The sequence below is a fragment of the Shewanella sp. SACH genome, from assembly GCF_001887095.2.
In the GTDB taxonomy this organism is placed as follows: Bacteria; Pseudomonadota; Gammaproteobacteria; order Enterobacterales; family Shewanellaceae; genus Shewanella; species Shewanella baltica.
Map to the genome: position 1 here is coordinate 221364 of NZ_MPDG02000002.1, position 20279 is coordinate 241642.

Genomic DNA, 20279 nt, shown 5'->3' on the forward strand with positions numbered 1-20279 from the left:
ACATCATGGATGATGGCGCAGGCTCGGGGGGACAGGGATGTCCCATCTGAGCCGTTAGGCAATTTTTATTGGAGTATGAGACCAGTAACTAAAGCATGTAACTTCGCTAGGGGCGTCTTGGAGAATCCAAGGAGGATAGGACGAGCAGTCCTCCTTGGTCGGGTGTGGGGTGAAGCACCACGATCTTGATTTACTTTGGCTGTTAAGCCGCAAACGAGCAGCAAAATAGTCTGCCGACCTTTGATATGATCGAAAGCGAGGACAGACACATTTCTTTCTGAGAAAGAAATCGGGAAATCGAGGAGAGGCATATCTTTTTGGGCAGCCATGTCTCGCTCATGCCATTTCATCTAGTGCCTCTTGGCCGAGCCAAAGGGGGAAGATAAGGATCAATTTTCGACCTCTGTGGTATCGTCGCTCTCTTTTTCTGCATTTATTGTTAGTATGCCGCTTTGGCTTTTTAAACTGTTTGTTTGAACCATTAAAGTTACTCGATGTTGAAATGCTTGCTTGTGATATTGCTGATATTTAGTTCGGTGTATGGCTGTAATGCCCCAGATCCAAAAATCGGAGAGGTGAAAATTAAGGATGGGATTTAGCAAGAACGCATTGAGCGGCAACTTAAGTTTGATGACAGCTACGACATTTTTTTGCTGTGGTTACGTAATGAATTTGGTATCGAACCTTTACTCCTTGAATATAAACCAAATAAGCTACCTACTTTTATACAGTTGGAATCCATCGACAGTGATGCAAACTGCCAGTATTTAATCCATACAACACTAAAACTCAATGATGAACGACGTATTAACTCCGCAGGCACGTCAATCACAAGGGTCTGTAGCTATAATAAGCAGTATTGAGCTAACTGGTTTAAGATCGCATACTGTAAAACAAAAATAATGAGGGATGTCAGGTGAAACGGATATTGTTATTAGCGCTCATTGGCTACGGTGTTTGGCATTATTACGGCAAGGCGGAGTATGAGTCCTACGAGGCTGCACAAGAGCCGATTATCGATAGTCAGGCTATTGATAAAGCGAAGGAGGCTGCGGCGATAATGTCTAATAATTTCAGGTGTGATGGTCGTCAGTATTGCAGCCAAATGACCTCACGTGCAGAGGCGGAGTTTTTCGTTAAATACTGCCCCAATACAAAGATGGATGGCGACCATGATGGTGAGCCCTGTGAAAATGATTCCCGCTGGTAGTCACCTGCCTTTTATGACTGAGCAACCATTTAATTAAGCGCGGTTAATCGAATGGCTGAGCTGATGAGTATGTCTATGGGTGAGTTATGTCTGGTTAGTCAACCGCGACTTTTACGCAATTTCGGCCAGCGGCTTTAGCTTGATATAAGGCGCTATCGGCTGCAATCAGTAAGCTTTGGGCGGTCTCTTCACTGTGCCGCAATACTGCACAACCTATACTGATTGTGACGCTAAGTAACTGACCTTGATATTCAATCTTTTCTGCGCTGACGTTTAGCCGCAATCGTTCTGCTATCTGCATGCCGTCTTTCGCATCGGTATGCGGCAATACTACGACAAACTCTTCACCACCATAACGGGCGATGAAATCTGCGGGTCTATATAAACTCTGCTCCAGTTGTTTTGCGACGGCCACTAGGCAGTCGTCCCCAGCCAAATGGCCATGCTGGTCGTTAAAGGCTTTAAAGTGATCGACATCGAGCACTAACAAGCACAGTGGCTCTTTATGCCTTTTCGCATGGTCTATGTGTATTGCCAGCTGAGATTCTAGATAACGGCGGTTAAATAAGCCTGTTAAGGTGTCTTTGACACTCTGCTGGTACAGCGACTCATTCGCCCTTTGGGTTGCGACATACAGTCTGTTGACTTCCCATAGTAAGGCGCAGAGTAAGACCATAGAAGAGACTGAACTGCTAATCCTTGCGGCGTACCAACCTAGACTAAAGCGGGCGCCAGCGAATAAGGTTAACGTGACATCAATCAGGCTGGCCAGCAGCGCCACACTCAGCCATGTATAGAGCACATTGTTACTGCGGGCGCGCCGTATCATGCAGACTAAAGCCAGTGCGTTTAGTCCCCATACGAGTAATGCATAAGGGCTGTGTAATAACTGTTTATAGCTATTTTTAGCGATCAGGATTGGTAACCAATGGCTACCCCATGTTGCAAACAAAGCTAGTGCTAAACTGCACAACACAGGAATTAATACAAAACCCCACAGCCAATATTTCAGTTGCATCGGCGCAACTTGCTGTGTTGTTAACTTCTGTTGAGCCATCAAAGCCAGCAGGATTAAGGTTGGAAACGATGCATGCCAGAAGACCCAGATCCAAACTGCACTTTGTGCTCCGGCATTGAGTAACCCCTTGGGGGCAAAGACTCCAGGAAACACCAAAAGCTGAACAGTGACTAAGGGGATAAGAAACAAATACGCACTGGCGACAAAACCTGCGAAAACCTGCCTATTACTGGCAAACTGCGACAGCAATAAATACGCGGTAATACTTTCGAGTAGTACTACTGCGGTGCCGTACACAGGTAAAAATGGGGCAATATCAGGTAAAGGTATTGAAATAAAAGGAGAGATCACAAGAGCTGATGTTAGCAGTAAGAGTGCGACAATCACCGCCGCATGTTTATGGGGGCGCTGCGATAAAAAAGGATAAATGTCTGGCACAACCACTCACTGCTTTATAATATTTCTTGTCACTATAGAAAGTTATCGGCGTTTTGACCAGAGTAAACGCGGTGAAGCTGGTTCTATAAGCCTGCTCTTGTTTAACTATAAGCCTATTTTTTGATTCTTTAACAAGGCCACAAAAATGACCATGGTCGTATCTTTTACTGATGATTTAGGTTCGGTTTTTAAGCTTTCTAGGCCCAAAACTCAATCCTCCTATTATTTGGCTATCACGCTGAGGGAATGCGATTTTTAAATCCTGCTCATTTGTACATCCTATGTTATGTTTTTGCTGGGCTGCGTCTTTGGCGGCGGTTCAATAGGTCTAATCACATAGCTTAATCATATACAAAGAGGGGGGCATCGATGAACGATGAGCAATACGAGAAGGGGCTTAAGGTGCGTCGTGCTGTGATGGGCGATAGCTATGTGGACAAGGCGCTCAGTAGTGCGACGGATTTTACTCAGCCGTTGCAAGATTTAGTTACGGCGAATTGCTGGGGTGAGGTTTGGGTGCGTGATGCCATTTCAAGGCAAACGCGCAGTTTGATTACTATTGCAACGCTGGCGGCATTAAAGGCACCGACTGAGTTAAAGGGCCATGTGCGAGGCGCGCTAAACAATGGCTGCTCAGTTGAAGAGATCCAAGAAGTCTTACTGCATTGCACCGTTTACTGCGGTATGCCTGCGGGGATTGAAGCTTTTCGAGCGGCAAAAGAGGCGCTTGAGGAGTGGCAGGCGCAAAAAAGTTAGTTCACTTGGTACTATTATTTTGAGCGTCAATGGCTTTGGGGTTTAGTTGCTTTGGGGTTTAGTTGCTGTGGGGTTTAGTTACTTTGCGGTTTAGTGGTTTTAACATTCGCTAGGGGAGCTGAGTTACGCGTATTCCCCTAGCGCATGATGGCTACAAACTTGAACAGTCTGCGCTTATTTTTGTAACTGGGCTTTTGCGGCTTCTACTTTTGAGAAATCCAAACCGAGTTCAAGTACGGCTTCTTTGATCAAGGCCGGTTTCTGCATCACTAGTCCCAGCAGTTGTTGTAATTTTTCGGCTGGGATGCCTAATTGACCGAGCGTACCCATCGCCATTAATGGATTTTCGGTTAATGTTTGAAACAGTTCTTGGATCTTAGCGTCACTGACGTTGTGTTCTTTTAAGATGGCAATAATGGGATTCATTGCATTACCTTGTTGATATGAAAGTTAAACAGGTGCCGATTTTATCACAGTTCTGCCAGAGTGGTTGCCTCACACATGCTGTACCCGTTGGATTTTGCCACGCCTTGCCTATGCCATTAAGCGCATTAGATTTTATCCCCAATAAGCTTTACTCTGGTGACGTATTCCCCCAAATCTGCCGATAAAAACCTGAGCGACTGTCGTGCATCGTGCATCTTGAGCCGTTGCATTGGATATTGGGGCTCTAGATATTATGGCCGTGGATATTTGTTGCATTAGATAGTGCGGAGCTGCGCCATGCCGCTTTTATCATCCCTTAAAAATAGAAAGGAACTGTGGTTATGCTTGATGTTGTCGCGAACCAAGACAAAAGTATTGTGGTTAAACAGTTGCGGTATGGGCGTGATAATCAGGTGCTGGTCGTCGATGAGTGGCAACTGCATCCCGCTGAACATTGGGCGATTTTCGCGACCGACAGCTATTGTGGTTCCTTGCTCGGGCGAATATTAACCGGTGATATTCAGCCCGATGAAGGGACGATTGCTGGCCTGCCGCAACGTATCGGCTGGGTGTCACTTGGGTTGCAGCAAGCGTTGCTGGAGCGAGAGTTAGAAAAAGACGAATTGGATTACGGTTCGAATGTCGAATCCTTAGTGTTGGAATGTTGCCAAGATGCCGCACAACTCGCGCCACTATTACAAAAGGTTGGGCTTGAGCCGCTGCGCCTGCGTGGTTTTCGGCAGTTATCCACGGGCGAAACGCGCCGAGTCATGCTGGCGCGTGCGCTGGCAATGTTACCGCAATTGCTGATCTTAGATGACCCTTATGCTGGCCTCGATGTTGAACATCAGGCGAGTTTATCTGAGCTGCTGAGTGAAGTGGCTGAGCATACTCAGTTGCTGATCATCACCTCGCGCCAAGAAGAATTGCCGCCGTGTATCAGCCATGTGGCGCTGTTTAATGGCGAGATGCTCAAATCGGGGCAGAGTGTGCACAAACTCAGCCCGTCGATGTCAATTGAGCAATGGCATAATCATCCTGTGATGGCGCAGCTGAATGCGTTATCGGCGCAGCGTAGTGATGAACTCTTGGCCTTGATGGAGCGGCAAAGACACAACGCCGAGGCGTTTGATCCTCTGGTCGAGATTAAAAATGGCAAAGTGGAATATGTCAGTGGGCTGATTTTCAGTGGCGTGAATTGGCGCATCGAGGCGGGGCAACATTGGCAAGTTCGCGGCCCAAATGGCTGCGGCAAAAGCACTTTGCTAGGGCTGATTTTAGGCGACCATCCCCAATGCTATAGCAATGACATCACGCTCTTTGGCCGTCCACGCGGAAGCGGCGAGAGTATTTGGCAGATTAAACAACGGATTGGCATAGTATCGTCGGCGCTGCACTTACAGTATCGCGTCAGTTGCTCGGCATTAGATGTGCTGCTTTCGGGCTTTTTTGACTCTATTGGTCTGTACCATAAACCCACTAAACTTCAGCTGGATTTGGCGAAGGAATGGTTAGCCATTTTGCACATGACAGGGCTGGCGAGCACCAGCTTTAAGAAGCTCGATTATGGTCAGCAGCGGTTATTGCTTATTGGTCGCGCCTTGATTAAACAGCCCTTATTACTGATTTTAGATGAGCCGTATCAGGGCTTAGATTTTATCAATCGCACCTTAGTGATGCGGGCGTTGGAGATGATAGCCGAGCATCATCTGAGCCAATTGCTGTACGTGTCGCACCATAGGGAAGATGCGTTGCCCGCTATCCATCATTTTGTGGATTTTATTAAGCAGGGCGACGGTTATTCGGTGCAGGTGAGTGATAGCGAGTCCAAGGATTGAGCCAGTCTTAATAAGCAAGCAAGCATCAGCAACCGCTGGCGAGTCACGGCTACTTAGCTGTTTGCTGAGCGTGTAATGTAAATCGGTGATGGAAGTGTTGTTATGCAAAGCTGGGATGAAAAGCCTGAGGCCTGCCATCCCATTGAGCTTTTATTACAAGCGAGCTGTCACAAGCTTGCTATTTCACTCGCGGTAACCCGTACAGCACACCCTTTGTAACAATTCCTCGGCGCTCAAAGGCATTTTAAGGGCTGCCTCATTTGGCTTGAGTTGATATCGTATAGTCCATGTTTAGCGTCAGTCTAAAGCGCTACTGCTGTTGTGTGCATCCATCTAAAAATAATAAAGGAATCTCCACTATGCCTCATTGGCTCAGGGCAACTGCCATCCTGTGGGCTGGCTGCTCGGCGCTTGCTGTCGCGGCGCCCAGCACCCCCGCACCTTCACACTTTGATCCACAAACCTTGTTTGCGCCGCTGTCGTTACCTTATCCCGCGACGGCACTGCGTAATGGTGCGGGCAAGCCCGGTGCGATGTTTTGGCAAAATCGCGTTGATTACAGTTTGCACGCCACTATCGATACGCAAAACGATAAGTTAAGCAGCAAAGAAGTCATCACTTATACCAATAACAGTCCCGATGCCTTGCCAACGCTGTGGGTGCAGTTAGATCAAAACATGTACCGCAAGGATTCCCGCAGTACTGTGGCGTCAGAATGGCGTCGTGGTCAATTTACCGATGGATATCAATTCGATAAGGTCACAGTGTTGATTGGCGGTAAACGCTATGATGCTAAATTCTTAATCGATGATACCCGCATGCGGGTGGACTTGGCCGAGCCTCTGGCGGCGAACGGCGGCAAGCTACAACTGCAAATCGATTATAGCTATCAAGTTCCCGGCACTTGGGGCGGCCGTACTTCAGTCACGCCGTCGACTAATGGCAAGATTTTTGAAATCGCCCAGTGGTTTCCACGCATGGCGGTATATGACGATCTCCATGGTTGGAACAACAATCCCTACATAGGTTCTGAGTTTTACTTGGAATACGGCACCATAGATTACACGGTCACAGTGCCGGGTAACTATTGGGTGGTGGGTTCTGGCGAGTTAGTGAATCCTAAGGATGTGCTAACCAAAACCGAGCAGCAGAGATTCGCCGCGGCCAAGCAAAGTGATAAAACTGTCTATATCCGTACTGTAGAGGATCTTGCTAAAACCGACAGTCGCCCAAGTGCGAGCAAAACCTTAGATTGGCATTTCCGTATGGAGCACACTCGCGATGTGGCCTTTGCGGCATCGCCCGCGTTTGTAATTGATGCGGCGCGGATTAATCTACCCAATGGCAAAACGTCGCTGGCGATGTCCGCCTATCCCGCCGAAGGTGTGGGCTCGAATAAGTGGGATCGCGCCACTGAGTATGTGAAAGCCAATATCGAGCATTTTTCCCAATGGTATCCCTATCCTTGGCCTGCAGCGGTCAACCTCGGCGGTCAGGGCGCTGGCATGGAATATCCCGGCATAGTGTTTGATGGCATGGACGATAAGGACGATCTGCTGTTTTGGATCACCGCCCATGAACTCGGCCACAACTGGTTCCCTATGATTGTGGGCTCAGACGAACGTCGCCACGCCTTTATGGACGAAGGGTTTAATACCTTTATCGATGTGTATGCCTCGGATGCTTTCAATCAAGGCGAGTTTGCACCTAAACGCGACAGCGAATATGCGCCTAAGGGCGGCAATCCTGTGGATGAAATCTTGTCTGTGTTGGCCGATGCAGAAGCGCCAACTCTGATGGCACCCTCGGAAGCGGTTGCTGAAACCTATCGCCATTCAGTGAGTTACTTTAAAGGTGCCTTAGGACTGGTCTTGCTGCGTGAGCAGATTCTAGGGCCAGATAGATTCGATCCCGCATTTAAAGAATACATTGCTACTTGGGCGTTTAAGCATCCTACGCCATCGGATTTTTTCCGCTTTATGGAAAGCGCCGCAGGTGAAGACCTCGCATGGTGGTGGCGTGGTTGGTATCTCAACAATTGGCAGTTGGATATGGCAGTCACAGGCGTTAAGGCCGTTGATGACAAACATGGTAAAGGTACAGCTATCAGTTTGACCAGTAAACAAAAGTTGGTCATGCCAGCCACGCTGCGTTTGCAATATGTTGACGGGACGAGTGAAGATTTTCGTATTCCGGTTGAAACCTGGATGCACCGTGTTTCGCCAACGATTGTCTTACCTGTGACTAAACCTGTGAAGATGGCGACACTGGATCCCGAGCATAAATTACCCGACGCCGACCGCAGCAATAATAGCCTGACCTTGTAATTGGTTTAGTGTTGAAAATCCCGAAAGCCCCCTAGTGGCGCTTTTTTGTTGCTGCAAAGTGCAAAAGTTTGCCACTGAAATGAGTTTTTAACTTCCGATACTTGATATGTGCTAATCGCTTACAGGTGCTTTTGGGAGTAAACCATAGGGGCGGGCAAGCGCCCCTCGAATATCCGCTAACGAAAATACCTTAGAAAACCGTCCGAAGGTTTTGCCATAGAACACACATTCCACCACTGGCAGAGTAAATACATTGTGGCTCGCCGCTATCACAGCTTGGGCTTGGCAATCGATATAGGCCATCTGCATCAGCGGGAACGCTTGCGCTAACATTTCAGCAATTCTCGGTTTGAGCGTTTGGCACACACCGCAGTTTGGCGCGCCAAATAACAACAGCACCGCTGCGTGCTCGGTTAACATGGACTCAAGCATCTCAGGTGAATCAATGTGCATGATGATATCAGAGTGCATGCGTTGCCATTTAGAAGTTGCTATGGGTATGAATTCATGGGCTAGTTTGCGTGTTTTTAGGGTTAAAGCCAGCCCATTTTTACCACGCTACTACCGATAAATTGACCAAGGTAGAATAAGCCAAGCATGAGAAGCCCGATACTGGCAGCAATCACTCCGGTTTGCTGTATGCCTGTCAGGCTATCTCGCCATTGTTTTAGATTACTTATCATTTTACTACCTGCTCAGGCTTAAGGTTACACGCGTAACTTTACATATGTCGTATCGCTAACTGCACCACTGGCGCTCGCAGGGAATGCCATCATTGTCACCATCCATTTGAGTATTGGGGCAATGTTGGATGTAGAAAGTCGCCTCAGCACAGGAACTCATGTGGCTGCAATGGGTTTTACCCGCTTCACATTGGAATCTTGGCGTTGCAGGTGTTTGAGTTCTCACTTTAGATTCATACATGGGCATTCTTTGAATGTCCTCATTCGTGAGGACTGGTACTTCATCGATTGCAGGAGCTTCATTAAATTCTTGGTATTGTTTAAAGCCAAAGATAACGATGGCAACGATTATTAGCAGCGGGATTATCGTATTAAAGGACGATTTTCGTGGGTTATGGTAATGGGCTTTGTCTTTGTCTTTGTCTTTGTTTTTGTTATTGAAGTTGAAGTTTTCATTGCGTGATTGGACATGAGAGTGGGAATCGGTGCGTGGCGCTGAGCTTGCCGCTACCACAGCGACGCCTTCAATCGAGGCGATAACCGCTTTTCTTTTGCCGTCATTTTGCACTTCAGTTTGAAACAGAATGCTGTCGCCCACTATGGGTTTTCTCGCCATCTTTTTCAGCACTGAAATGTGAATAAACACATCTTGGGCTGCGTTTTTTTCAGGCTGAATAAAGCCAAATCCCTTTTCATCGTTCCAGCGTACCAGCACGCCTCTATCCATGAGCATTTTCTATGTCCTTAATTGTTAGTGAGTGAAGAAGTAAATGATCATGGAGATGACAATTATTATGTTGGATATTAAAGAAATTAAAACGATGACTTTAGCGAGAATTGACCAATACTTTTTCCCTTGGAAAAGATTGGCTGCTTTCCAGACGCAAATACATGCAAAGATTAGATATGATGAATTCAATATATTAAGCGCAATAAGCGTATTGATATCTTCTATAGCATTTAAAACGATATTAAAAAGTATGCTTACAGCAAAATAAACGCCCCAAAAGGTGTCAACTAAGCCAAATTTACCTGTGATAAGACGCTTGAACACGCCTTCCTCAGAGTCTATTAACGTTTTTGATTGATTCACTTTATACCTTTTTATTTATTTCTAATCTGTTGAATACAGCGATTAACAAGTTCATCGCGTTAGATAGTTTTTGAGTAAATATGAAATAATTTTTAATGGATGAGCTGGAAGGCAGAGGTCCTGTATTTTTCTCATTAATATCCTGTTGAATATCGATGAGGTTTCATCCGTGAGTACATAGATCATTAGATTTGATTTTTAACGATCGATAACTAAGTTACTAAAAAGTATTATTTTTTGCAAACTGCATCATCTTAAAAGCACTTCAATTGTTGTTCTTTTGTTTTTCCATTTACTTAAGCGTACAAAAAAACAACATTAAAGCTTGCAATCTTACTGTGTGATACATAGTATTTGCTGTGTGGCGCACAGTGTGTGTGACACAGTGTTCAGGATAGGAATTCGACTATGACAAGTTCACAGCTAGTCAAAATGCGACTCGAGTTGCGTCGTGGGGTATTAGTGTTGGCAGTACTGGGATTATTAAAACAACCCCATTACGGTTATTCGCTCCGCAAACAGTTGCAGGAAGGCGGTATCGATATTGATGAGGGGACTCTGTATCCCTTAGTGCGCCGCCTAGCCGATCAAGGATTGTTGGATAGTGAGTGGCGACAGGCCGAAGGGCGTGAGCGTCGTTATTACCAATTGTCGTCATTGGGGGCTGAGTTACTCAGTCAACTTACCGATGAATGGCAGCAACTTAATGGCGCCTTGGCTTTTTTGCTGGAGCAAAGCGCTGACACTAATGGCTCTGATATTAACCGCTCAGACGAGAGCGCAGAGGAGATTTGATATGGAATTAGTCGATCGCTATATCGCCGCGGTGCAGCGTGAATTGCCCGAGAACAAACGTCAGGAAATTGGTCGTGAATTAAAAGCCAATATCTGCGACCAATTGGATGCCTTATCTGAACAAGGTGAATTGACCGAATCGCAAATTGCCGATGTATTAAAGCAAATGGGTCATCCCTGTAAGGTCGCGCAGCAATTTGTACCGGCAGTGCCTATTATTGCCTCTGAGGATATTCCGCTTTTTAAACATACACTTTTCATGGTGCTTGGTGTCTTGTTTGTGCTGCAGGTGGTGGGTGGCACGACTCAATGGCTGGGCTCGGCAGAGGGGAACCTATTCGGATTTATCCATCATATTGCCAAAGGTTTTATCGGCGATGCTTGTCTTGCCTTTACTGCAATTGGCTTGTCTTTTTGGAGCTTTTCGGCTCAAGGAAAACCGCTATCTGGCAGTAATTGCCAAAAATGGCAGCCGCAGAATTTGCCAAAGGTCGGCCCCGGTTGGCAGCATATTAGTTTAAGCGATGTGTTTGCTGATCTGGCGACGTATCTCTTCCTCTTGCTCGTGATCTGGTGTTCTGTGTGGATGAGTAGCGAGCAATTAGCTGCACGTACTGTAATTTTTAGCGCCAATGCTCAGCAATTACTGCAATGGTTTAGCCCTATTATTTTGCTGTCTATGGGCAATAGTCTGTGGCAGTTACGCCGCAGAGTGTGGACCACTGAATTGTTACTGGCGAATATGGGGATCAATCTTGCTTATGCCTCGTTCTTAGTCTTTCTGGCATTTAGTTCGCCACTATTACAAACCCAAGTACAGAGCCAAGGAACCGAATTACAGGGGATATTTACGTTACTGCAGCTAGATAAATGGCTCAGTTATAGTCTAGTGATTGCCGCTATGTTCCCTGGGTATGAGGTGATTCGTGATGGATTACGTTGGCGTAAACTCGCCAGCCAGTAAGGCTTAACCTAGGCTTTGCAGGTGAGTCTTATTGGCTTTTTTCATCGAATACATGGCCTGATCAGCATGATTGATCAGGCTTTTTGCATCTGTGCCGTTTTCTGGATAAATCGCCAAACCGACGCTGACACCGATATGGATTTGATGACCATTGATAGTGTAAGGCGCGCAAATAGCTTGGCTTATCTGAGGGATCAGTTGGCCGATTCTGTGTGTATTGGCAAGGTGTTCTAGCAGGATCACAAACTCATCGCCTCCGAGGCGAGTGATGGTATCCATTTGGCGAATCCCAGATGAAAGCCGTTTCGCGACTTCCTGTAATAGTTTATCTCCCACATCGTGACCAAACTGGTCATTCACTGGCTTAAAGTTATCTAAGTCTAAGAAAAGGATTGCAAAAATATCATCAGACCTTTGAGCGTGCACTATGGCTTGTTCAAGTTTAGTGTGGAATAACACACGATTAGGCAGGTTAGTCAGGGCATCGTGATGGGCGATATGACGCAGATATTCCTCCTCTGCCTTGCGTTCGGCAATGTCGGTAATCACAATGACAAAATGAGTCAGACGGTCATGCTCATTGCGCACTGTATTGATGCGCACACTGAGCGGCAGTAAGTCGCCCGATTTAACTTGTTTGAGTAATTCCCCCTGCCATTGCTCGCCCTGTTGAAGCAGATTTAGCATGGCTTGGCGGGCGTCATCACTATTGTGCCCGTCATTGAGGAAGTGGTTGGCATCGCCGTGCAAATCCTGCTGGGTAAAGCCAGTTATATGAGTAAAGGCTTGATTGATAGAAATAATACTCAGCAGGGGATCGGTGATCATTATGCCGTCGGTGCTGGCATTAAACACGGTTGCCGCGAGCCTGAGTTTATCTTCGGCCTGTTTACTGGCGGTGAGATCCATAAAGTAAGCCACGCCTTCACATTTGCTGCCATTTAAAAAACTGGCCGCTAACATCACAGGCACTAAGGCACCACTCTTGCTGATAAGTTGTTTTTCATATTGTTGGCAGTGGCCAAACTGTTCTAACTCTGCAATCGCAATGGCATCTCGTGTTTCATATTCTGGTGGGGTAATTGAGCGCCAGTTGATTAAGCCTGAGGTCAAATCCGCGCGGTCAAAATTGAGCATCTTGAGGAAATGATCATTAGCATCATGGAGGGTGCCATCGAGCTGCCATGAAATAATCCCTATGGTGTCGGAGTTTTTCAGGCTAGTGAAGCGAGATTCACTGATCAGTAACTGCCGTTCAGACTTGGCGATGTTACGAATGATCTGCCGACTGGCGAATATCCCAATACTGATAAACAGCAGTAGGGCGCCAAGGCTAATCAACCAGGTCATTTGCTTTACCCAACGTGCGCCTTCACTGAGCACAGCTGAAAATTCAATTTCTAGGCTGAGTAATTCTTCATTTACATCAATCAATTGCTGGCGGTATTGCGCGAGGATTTCGGGTCTGCCACCAAGTTGATTGATTTCAATACGCATATTCTCGGCGAGTTGCATTACAAACTCGAAGCGTTGATCGGCTAAGCCCCACAGCTGAATCGCTTGCCGCATATAGGAATTGGATTGAAAGTGACGGAAGAACCAGATCAGTGAGTCGGTATCCCGTTCGTCATTGAGGCCCTGAATAAAACCCAGTTTGGCGGCCTGTTCATCGATTGGCGTTGCGAGTAGGGCTTGCCTAGCTTGATGATCACCTTCCATGACGCTAGTCGCTGCACGATAATGCTGAAAGTCCACATCATTTTGAGTGTAAGAGTAATGGGTGAGATAAAGTACCGCATCTTTTTGCGCCTTGGCCCATAAGCCTTCACCGCGGACATAGGTGCGTACACCATCAAATATATTGCCTTGAATATACACAAGTGCGACGAGGGCGATGCAGATCCCGATAAACATGCTGATGATCAACAGAACCTTAGCAACGGTTGAGCGAGTTCGTTGCCGTAAAATAGCTAATGTGCGCGCGAACTGAGTCCCCATCCTTACGCTCCACAACCAATACAGTGGCGCCACTCTAGAGTGGGCAGCTTAAGGAGAAGGAGTGAATCAATTTGCCTGCTATTTTTGAAGGTTATTTTGTTGTTCATCTGTTCCTTAGATTGATTGTTCCACATGCTAAATCAAAGTACTGCTTGGTTGTGGGTCAGCCTCTTCGTTGAGCAATCCACTGTCAGTTAATTAATGTATTGCCAGTTAAGTAATGTACTGTCAGTTAAGCCATATATGTCAGCGACATACTTTAGATAACACTAAAACGCTTTGAAATTAAGTCAATGAAATAATTGAAACAAGATTGGCGATGCCAATTGCGTTATTGTGGGGTATCGCCATTATTCATTGCATCATTAAGCGATTTTCGCGCCTGCTGTTTATAGGTTTCAAATATGCCTTCTTGCTTCATCTGTTTTAGCTCCCGAGCAAGATTTACGGCGAGTGCCGCGTGACGTTTATTCAGGTAACCATAGCTAGTGAGTTCTTCTAGGGTGGCAATCGCGATGATCTCGCTACCTTGAAACTCTGGGGTTTGTAATAGATCCAATGAGCTTGCCTCTGTATCAATATAGATATCAATTCGGTTGCGGAGCATTTTACGAAAAGAGCTCACAGGGGATGAGGATTCAGTCAGGCGCTCCTCTGGAATGAGTCCCTTTAGCTTTTGTTCTGCGAGGAACACGCCTCGATAGTATTCGATCTTATATCGACTCTTTTGCAGTGCTTGCCAGTTAGTAATCTTGATTTTGGGATTGTGTGCGAAGGCAATTAAATGGGTATCAACAACCGGTTCCTCGATGCGAATGAGGTTGGTAAATTTTTCGCCATAATGAAATACACGCCCCGGTTCACCATCCACTTTTCCTGAGTCCGCCATCATACTGGCGCGGGCAGCGGGAACCACTTGATAGGAGAAGCCATAACCTAAGCGTTCAAAGGCTTGGGTGTAAATCAGTTCAGCCCATTTAAAGTAGAAGTTGTGTTTTGGGTCCTCATAAAACGCCATGGTAATGATAGGTTTATCAGCAAGTGTCGCTGTGGTTTCTGCTGTGGATTTACTGGTCGCATGAACAGAGATACAAAAGAATAGACCTATCAACACACTCCAAATGCGCATATTGCTCCGTCGCTGCATAACCAGTCCCTAACCGTGTTGAGTTAACTAGAGTATAGCTAGCCTGATAAATGGGTTCATTTTTATTCAAGTTTAATCATTCGTTTCCATGAGCTCACATCAATAGGACATTAAAACGTGATCTGCTGGTGGTCAAACTTAACGTCTGGCATATTGTTAGTTGAAATAAATCTGACACTTAGCTGCAATAAAACCGCCATCCAAATCACGCCTATTCGTCACATAAATGCCTGAAAATCGGGTCGCCTCTACAGGGAATACCCTCATACACTCAATAATAAATCGGTGATGAACGTGATGAACGTGATGAATATTAAACGGATCGCTGCAGCTATCTCCTGCAGCTTAATGACGGTTGTAGCCCATGCTGCAGTCCTGCCAGCAACACAAACAGACAGCCAGTGGTTTAAAGACAGTGCGGCAAACGTGGTGGCTAAAGCCCAAGTCGACACTAAAAAAACCGCTAAAAATGTGATTTTATTTGTCGGTGACGGCATGAGTATTTCGACGCTAACGGCAGCCCGAATTCTGCAAGGGCAGGATAAAGCTGACAACCAAGGCGGCGAAGAAAACTTCTTAAGTTTCGAACAGTTCCCCCACACGGCGTTAGTGAAAACCTATAACACTAACCAACAAACGCCAGATTCTGCGGGCACTATGACGGCCATGGCGACAGGCGTTAAAACCAAGGCGGGTATTATCTCTATTTCAGATACCAGCTTACGTGGTAACTGTTTGTCTTCAAAAGGCAATGAACTTGTTTCACTGGTCGACCTTGCTAATGCTAAAGGATTATCAACAGGCATAGTCACTACGGCGCGTTTAACGCATGCTACGCCAGCGGCAACCTATGCCAAAACCCCTGAGCGCGATTGGGAAGGCGATTTCAACTTACCTGCCGAAGCGGTTGCGAACGGTTGTACCGACATCGCCAGCCAATTGGTAATGCGCGATGAAGCTAATTCGTTAACTGTGGCATTAGGTGGCGGCCGTAGCTACTTCCTACCCACAACAGTGAAAGATGGCGAGAACAAAGCTGGTAAACGTAAAGACGGTAAAGACTTAACCAAAGCTTGGGTCGATAATTTCAGCAAATCTGCTTACGTGTGGGACAAAAAAGGCTTCGACGCCATTGATGCTGCCAACACAGATCACTTACTCGGCCTATTTAATCCATCACACATGGAATACGAAGCAGACCGCGCTGATGACGTCGGTGGTGAGCCATCACTAACTGAAATGACCGCTAAATCCCTCGATATTTTGAAGAAGAACGACAAAGGCTACTTGCTGATCGTTGAATCTGGCCGTATCGACCATGGTCACCATGCGGGCAACGCAAGCCGCGCGTTGACAGATGCGGTTGAATTATCTAATGCAGTGAAAGCGGCAATGGATGCAACGAGCAGCGATGATACTTTGATCATGGTAACAGCGGACCACAGCCATGTGTTCACTATCGCAGGCTATCCAAAACGCGGTAACCCTATCTTAGGTTTAGTGCATAACGTCGATGGCACGTTAGCGACAGCGAATGACAACAAGCCTTACACCACGCTGGCTTATACCAACGGCCCTGGTGCTGTGGTGGGTGTGCGTGACGACTTAACCTCAGTCGATACGCAAGATAAAGATTTTATGCAACAAGCGCTTATCCCAATGGAAAGTGAGACTCACGCCGGTGAAGACATCAGCTTACATGCCAGAGGTCCAGGTTCGAATCTGGTTCAGGGCGTGATTGAGCAGAACGTGATCTTCCACATTATCAACCAAGCGCAGCAGCTTGGCGGCACTAAGTACTAATCACGGATTAGTTACTGAGTCCTCACTTTTGGAGCAAAAAATGAATAAGAAATTACTAGTAGTCGCGATTTCAGCCATGCTGGGTTTAGCCGCATGCGGTAGCGATGGTGATAACGGTACCGCGGGAACACCGGGTAGCAATGGATCAAATGGGTCTAACGGTAGCAATGGCAAAGATTGGACTGCTGTTAATCAGTGGTATGTCGATGCACAAGCTCGCGTGACTAAAGCCGAAGGCTTAACGGTTAACAATGATGTTGGCGCCGCGAAAAACGTGATCCTGTTTGTGGGTGACGGTATGGGCGTATCGACCATTACTGCCGCACGTATTTTAGAAGGCCAGCTAAAAGGCAAAACGGGTGAAGAAAACTCGTTATCTTTCGAAACTCTGCCTTATGTGGGTCTTTCTAAAACCTATAACGTCGACGGCCAAACGCCGGATTCTGCAGGCACTATGTCAGCGATGATGACAGGTGTAAAAACCGACGTGGGCGTGATTTCACAAGCTGAAGGCGTAGTTCGTGCTAACTGTGCTTCGACTAAAGATCAAAATCTCGTGACATCACTTGAGCTTGCCGCAATGGCGGGAATGGCAACGGGTGTGGTAACGACTGCGCGTTTAACCCACGCAACTCCTGCGGCGACTTACGCCCATGTGCCGGAGCGTGATTGGGAAGCCGATTCAAACCTGCCAGCTGAAGCTGTGACTAACGGCTGTAAAGATATCGCCGCGCAAATGCTCGACTTTAACTACGGCAGCGGTCTTAACGTGATGATGGGTGGCGGTCGCCGCGCCTTTATTCCTAAGACGACCGTTGATCCAGAAGGTAAAGCCGGTAAGCGTAACGATGGTCGCGATCTCACTGCTGAGTGGATGACCAAATACACTAACGCCGCTTACGTGCAAGACAGGGACGGTTTCCTCAGTGTGGATGCGGCAAGCACAGATCATTTGCTTGGCCTATTCAACTCATCGCACATGGAATACGACTACGATCGTAAGGAAGCGGGCGTGACTGGCGAGCCATCACTGGCGGAAATGACGGCTAAGTCGATTGATATTCTGAAGAAAAACTCAAAAGGCTTCGTGCTGATTGTTGAAGCTGGCCGTATCGACCACGCTCACCATGCAGGTAATGCGGCGCGTGCGCTGTATGACACAGTTGCGCTTTCTGAAGCGGTGCGTGTGGCGATGGAAAAAACCTCGGCAAACGATACCTTGTTAATGGTTACAGCGGATCACAGCCATGTGTTCACCATTGCAGGTTATCCAACTCGCGGTAACCCTATCCTAGGTTTAGTGAAGTCGAACGACGCCAACGGCGTTGCTGAAGTGACTAACTCTACCGATGCTAACGGTTTACCATATACCACAGTCGGTTACGCTAACGGCATGGGCTATGCGTCATTAGCGACAGGTGGCGATGAGCGTTACAACTTCCCAGTGGACGCAGGCCGTAAGGACTTGAACTTTGTTGATACTCAAAGCGCAGGATTCCACCAAGAAGCCCTAGTGCCATTAAGCGATGAGACCCATGCTGGGGAAGACGTAGCGATTTTCGCCCGCGGCCCAAGTTCGGATCTTATCCAAGGTACGGTTGAGCAGAACCACATTTTCCACGTGATGAACCGCGCGGCAAATTTAGTGGCTAAAGCTGAAGCGGCTGCCGTTAAGTAAGACCCGCTTAGTTTCTGCATAGTGAAGTAAGAAATAGTGCAGTAAGAAATAGTTAAGTAAAAGCAGTGCCGATGGATGGCATACGTCATCCTTCGGCCTTTAGCCTAACGATTTAACATACCAAAGCGTTTACAAAAGCTTAAGTGTTTACCCTGTTCAGCAAGTGAGAAGTCTAATGAAAAACCGTCTATTGGCTCTAATGTTATCCAGCTTAGTTCTGCCAAGTGTTGCTATGGCAGCGCAAGAGGCTCAGTGTCCAACGCTACAAGCCGAGCATTTAAAGGCTCAATATCAAGTGACCAATGGCAAGGGCCAGCAATGGCAAATGACCCTCATCCGTAATGGACAAGACTTTATTATTCAGCGTGATGGATCAACATTTGAAGAATGGTCGAGCAATGGCGAGTACGTGCGTTATTTCCCCGCTGAAAAACGTTCTGTGACTTACCGTAAAGGTGATTTGCGCGCACTCAACATTCAGCACGATCGCGACCAGTTGTACCATGTCGTATCGCCAGCATTGCCGACCCACATGACCAAGACACAAGCTAAGCAAGAGGCGTGTTTTGCGACTCAAGGCTTTGAAGGTAAGGTTAACGGTTTAGAGAGTGAGCTTGTTTGGATTGATGCTATTGGCCTGCCATCTGAGTTTATCTTAGGTCAATCTCAACCGAATCTAGCGTACAAGCTGGTGGACGTAGAGCCATTTGATAGCGATGCGTTTGTGGTATTAACCCAAGATTATCAAGATATTGATTTTGCCGATGTCGGCGACAGTGAGTCTGATCCTTTTATCGCTAAGATGATCAACCAAGGCTTTATCGAACACGGCGGCAGCGGTTTTTACAACAGCGAAGGCCAATCGATTGAAGCCCAAGGCGGACACGGCAGCCATTCGCATTAATCGATTTAATTGATATTAAGTTTAAGTGATACTGACGAGCTTAGCGCTGAGTAAAACTTATAACGTAAGCCAGTCCGTATTTATAAGCGCCCAAAGAGTTGGGCGTTTTTGTTTGTCTTCGGCGCTAATGAAAACGCCAATTTATGCGTGAATCCAAGCGCACATTCCATCAAACCCTGTGGCTGCAATAATTTACTATTGCCGCGCTGACAATGAAGGCTAGAATGAACCCTAGTGGATTTGAGTTCTCCCAGTGTTAAAACTGATGTTATAGGTAATAGCCGCGAGCGATGAGTACAGTAATACCCGTTGAAAATATTAACTATTGGCGTCATCCCAGCTTATCAGGCATAGAACTGAGTCAGGCGGAATTCACGCATTTCAGTTTTGATAAACATGTACATCTGGATTATCACTTAGGTGTAGTCACCCAAGGTGCGCAGCAGTTTGTGAATAAGGGCAGCAGTTATCAGCTTGGTCAGCACAGTCTATCGACCTTAAATCCTGACGAAACCCACGATGGCCAGAGCCGCGATGCCGACGGTTATCGGGTGAAAGTCATGTCGATCCCCGTGGAATACATGAATGAAGTCAGCCAAGAACTGGGGTTGAAGGAGCACTTTTTCAGCGCGCCCATGGTGGATGACCCAACGCTTTATCAATATTTTATTCAGCTACACGAACTATTAATCCAAGGCCAATGCAGTGCGCTCGCGGGCGAGTCCCACCTACTGAACTTTATTCATCTGCTGCTGGAGCGTTACCCAAGCGGCGTTTCATCTTGCATATCCAAACCGAATCAACCGCAGGGGTTATCTAAGTTACAGGTAAGTTTAGTGAAACAGCGAATTCACGATGAGCCTTGGCATAATACTCAGCTTGAAACCTTAGCCAATGAAGTGAGCTTAAGTAAGTTTCAGTTTTTAAGGCAATTTAAGCAGGCGACAGGGATGACACCCCATGCTTATCTCAAGCGGGTGCGTTTAGAGTTGGCGAAAAAATCCTTAAGCCATGGCGCTCTAGTGGCGGATGTGGCGCAGCAATTCGGATTTTTCGACCAGAGCCATTTAAATAAAGCCTTTAAGCAGGCATTCCTATTATCGCCAGTGCAATTTCAGCGACGTATGCTCTAGTTTTTCCCGTCTTTCGACTATTGCTGTAGAGTTGAAGATTGCAGCTTTTAAAGTCGTTGCTTTGAAAC

General features: G+C 46.8%; 18 protein-coding genes. 11 read left to right on the top strand and 7 right to left on the bottom strand.

Annotated features, from left to right (window positions below; genetic code table 11):
• Positions 1–916 precede the first annotated feature (916 nt).
• Complete coding sequence (locus tag BM607_RS08755) at positions 917–1210, top strand: excalibur calcium-binding domain-containing protein (RefSeq protein WP_063882339.1); 294 nt, start codon at positions 917–919, stop codon at positions 1208–1210.
• 94 nt (positions 1211–1304) lie between these two features.
• Here the strand turns inward: BM607_RS08755 and BM607_RS08760 are convergent, their stop codons facing one another.
• On the bottom strand, positions 1305–2666 hold the full coding sequence (locus tag BM607_RS08760; protein ID WP_071938782.1) for a GGDEF domain-containing protein: 1362 nt from the start codon (positions 2664–2666) through the stop codon (positions 1305–1307).
• A 369-nt stretch (positions 2667–3035) separates the two neighbouring features.
• Between BM607_RS08760 and BM607_RS08765 the strand changes: the two genes are divergently transcribed.
• Positions 3036–3422, top strand: a complete 387-nt coding sequence (locus BM607_RS08765) for a carboxymuconolactone decarboxylase family protein (protein ID WP_071938645.1) — start codon at positions 3036–3038, stop codon at positions 3420–3422.
• Positions 3423–3596: 174 nt separating this feature from the next.
• Here the strand turns inward: BM607_RS08765 and BM607_RS08770 are convergent, their stop codons facing one another.
• Positions 3597–3848, bottom strand: coding sequence for a DUF2999 family protein (locus BM607_RS08770; protein WP_006083102.1), 252 nt, complete (start codon positions 3846–3848; stop codon positions 3597–3599).
• A gap of 341 nt (positions 3849–4189) precedes the next feature.
• Here BM607_RS08770 and BM607_RS08775 point away from each other — a divergent pair, with 341 nt between their 5' ends.
• Positions 4190–5686 carry an ATP-binding cassette domain-containing protein gene (locus BM607_RS08775; protein ID WP_071938644.1) on the top strand — a complete coding sequence of 499 codons (1497 nt, stop codon included), beginning with the start codon at positions 4190–4192 and terminating at the stop codon, positions 5684–5686.
• A gap of 359 nt (positions 5687–6045) precedes the next feature.
• A complete protein-coding gene (locus tag BM607_RS08780) occupies positions 6046–8013 on the top strand; it encodes a M1 family metallopeptidase (RefSeq protein ID WP_071938643.1) in 1968 nt (655 codons plus the stop codon).
• A 111-nt stretch (positions 8014–8124) separates the two neighbouring features.
• Here the strand turns inward: BM607_RS08780 and BM607_RS08785 are convergent, their stop codons facing one another.
• From BM607_RS08785 to BM607_RS08790, 3 genes are all read right to left on the bottom strand, one after another.
• Positions 8125–8484 (bottom strand): thioredoxin family protein, encoded by a 360-nt coding sequence (locus BM607_RS08785; protein WP_071938642.1) that lies wholly within the window; start codon positions 8482–8484, stop codon positions 8125–8127.
• Between the two features lie 62 nt (positions 8485–8546).
• Positions 8547–8696, bottom strand: a complete 150-nt coding sequence (locus tag BM607_RS21915; protein ID WP_006086096.1) for a hypothetical protein — start codon at positions 8694–8696, stop codon at positions 8547–8549.
• A gap of 55 nt (positions 8697–8751) precedes the next feature.
• The gene (locus BM607_RS08790) at positions 8752–9429 is read right to left on the bottom strand and encodes an excalibur calcium-binding domain-containing protein (RefSeq protein ID WP_071938641.1); all 678 of its coding nucleotides are present in this window, start codon (positions 9427–9429) and stop codon (positions 8752–8754) included.
• A 43-nt stretch (positions 9430–9472) separates the two neighbouring features.
• Here BM607_RS08790 and BM607_RS21920 point away from each other — a divergent pair, with 43 nt between their 5' ends.
• From BM607_RS21920 to BM607_RS08805, 3 genes are all read left to right on the top strand, one after another.
• On the top strand, positions 9473–9694 hold the full coding sequence (locus BM607_RS21920) for a hypothetical protein (protein ID WP_193377948.1): 222 nt from the start codon (positions 9473–9475) through the stop codon (positions 9692–9694).
• Between the two features lie 503 nt (positions 9695–10197).
• Positions 10198–10584 (top strand): PadR family transcriptional regulator, encoded by a 387-nt coding sequence (locus tag BM607_RS08800; RefSeq protein WP_006086094.1) that lies wholly within the window; start codon positions 10198–10200, stop codon positions 10582–10584.
• Position 10585: 1 nt separating this feature from the next.
• Positions 10586–11548: a hypothetical protein gene (locus BM607_RS08805; RefSeq protein ID WP_012586745.1), complete on the top strand. Its 963-nt coding sequence runs from the start codon at positions 10586–10588 to the stop codon at positions 11546–11548.
• Between the two features lie 3 nt (positions 11549–11551).
• Here BM607_RS08805 and BM607_RS08810 read toward each other — a convergent pair whose 3' ends face one another.
• Positions 11552–13546, bottom strand: coding sequence for a diguanylate cyclase (locus tag BM607_RS08810; protein WP_071938640.1), 1995 nt, complete (start codon positions 13544–13546; stop codon positions 11552–11554).
• A 331-nt stretch (positions 13547–13877) separates the two neighbouring features.
• Positions 13878–14693 (bottom strand): hypothetical protein, encoded by an 816-nt coding sequence (locus BM607_RS08815; protein WP_071938639.1) that lies wholly within the window; start codon positions 14691–14693, stop codon positions 13878–13880.
• 306 nt (positions 14694–14999) lie between these two features.
• Here BM607_RS08815 and BM607_RS08820 point away from each other — a divergent pair, with 306 nt between their 5' ends.
• The 4 genes from BM607_RS08820 to BM607_RS08835 all read left to right on the top strand — a co-directional run bounded on the left by BM607_RS08820 (position 15000) and on the right by BM607_RS08835 (position 20211).
• The gene (locus BM607_RS08820; RefSeq protein ID WP_011847836.1) at positions 15000–16496 is read left to right on the top strand and encodes an alkaline phosphatase; all 1497 of its coding nucleotides are present in this window, start codon (positions 15000–15002) and stop codon (positions 16494–16496) included.
• Positions 16497–16536: 40 nt separating this feature from the next.
• Positions 16537–18174 carry an alkaline phosphatase gene (locus tag BM607_RS08825; RefSeq protein WP_006086089.1) on the top strand — a complete coding sequence of 546 codons (1638 nt, stop codon included), beginning with the start codon at positions 16537–16539 and terminating at the stop codon, positions 18172–18174.
• A 175-nt stretch (positions 18175–18349) separates the two neighbouring features.
• Positions 18350–19078 carry a hypothetical protein gene (locus BM607_RS08830; RefSeq protein WP_071938638.1) on the top strand — a complete coding sequence of 243 codons (729 nt, stop codon included), beginning with the start codon at positions 18350–18352 and terminating at the stop codon, positions 19076–19078.
• A gap of 290 nt (positions 19079–19368) precedes the next feature.
• Positions 19369–20211 (top strand): AraC family transcriptional regulator, encoded by an 843-nt coding sequence (locus tag BM607_RS08835; RefSeq protein WP_071938637.1) that lies wholly within the window; start codon positions 19369–19371, stop codon positions 20209–20211.
• The last annotated feature ends 68 nt before the right edge of the window (positions 20212–20279 follow it).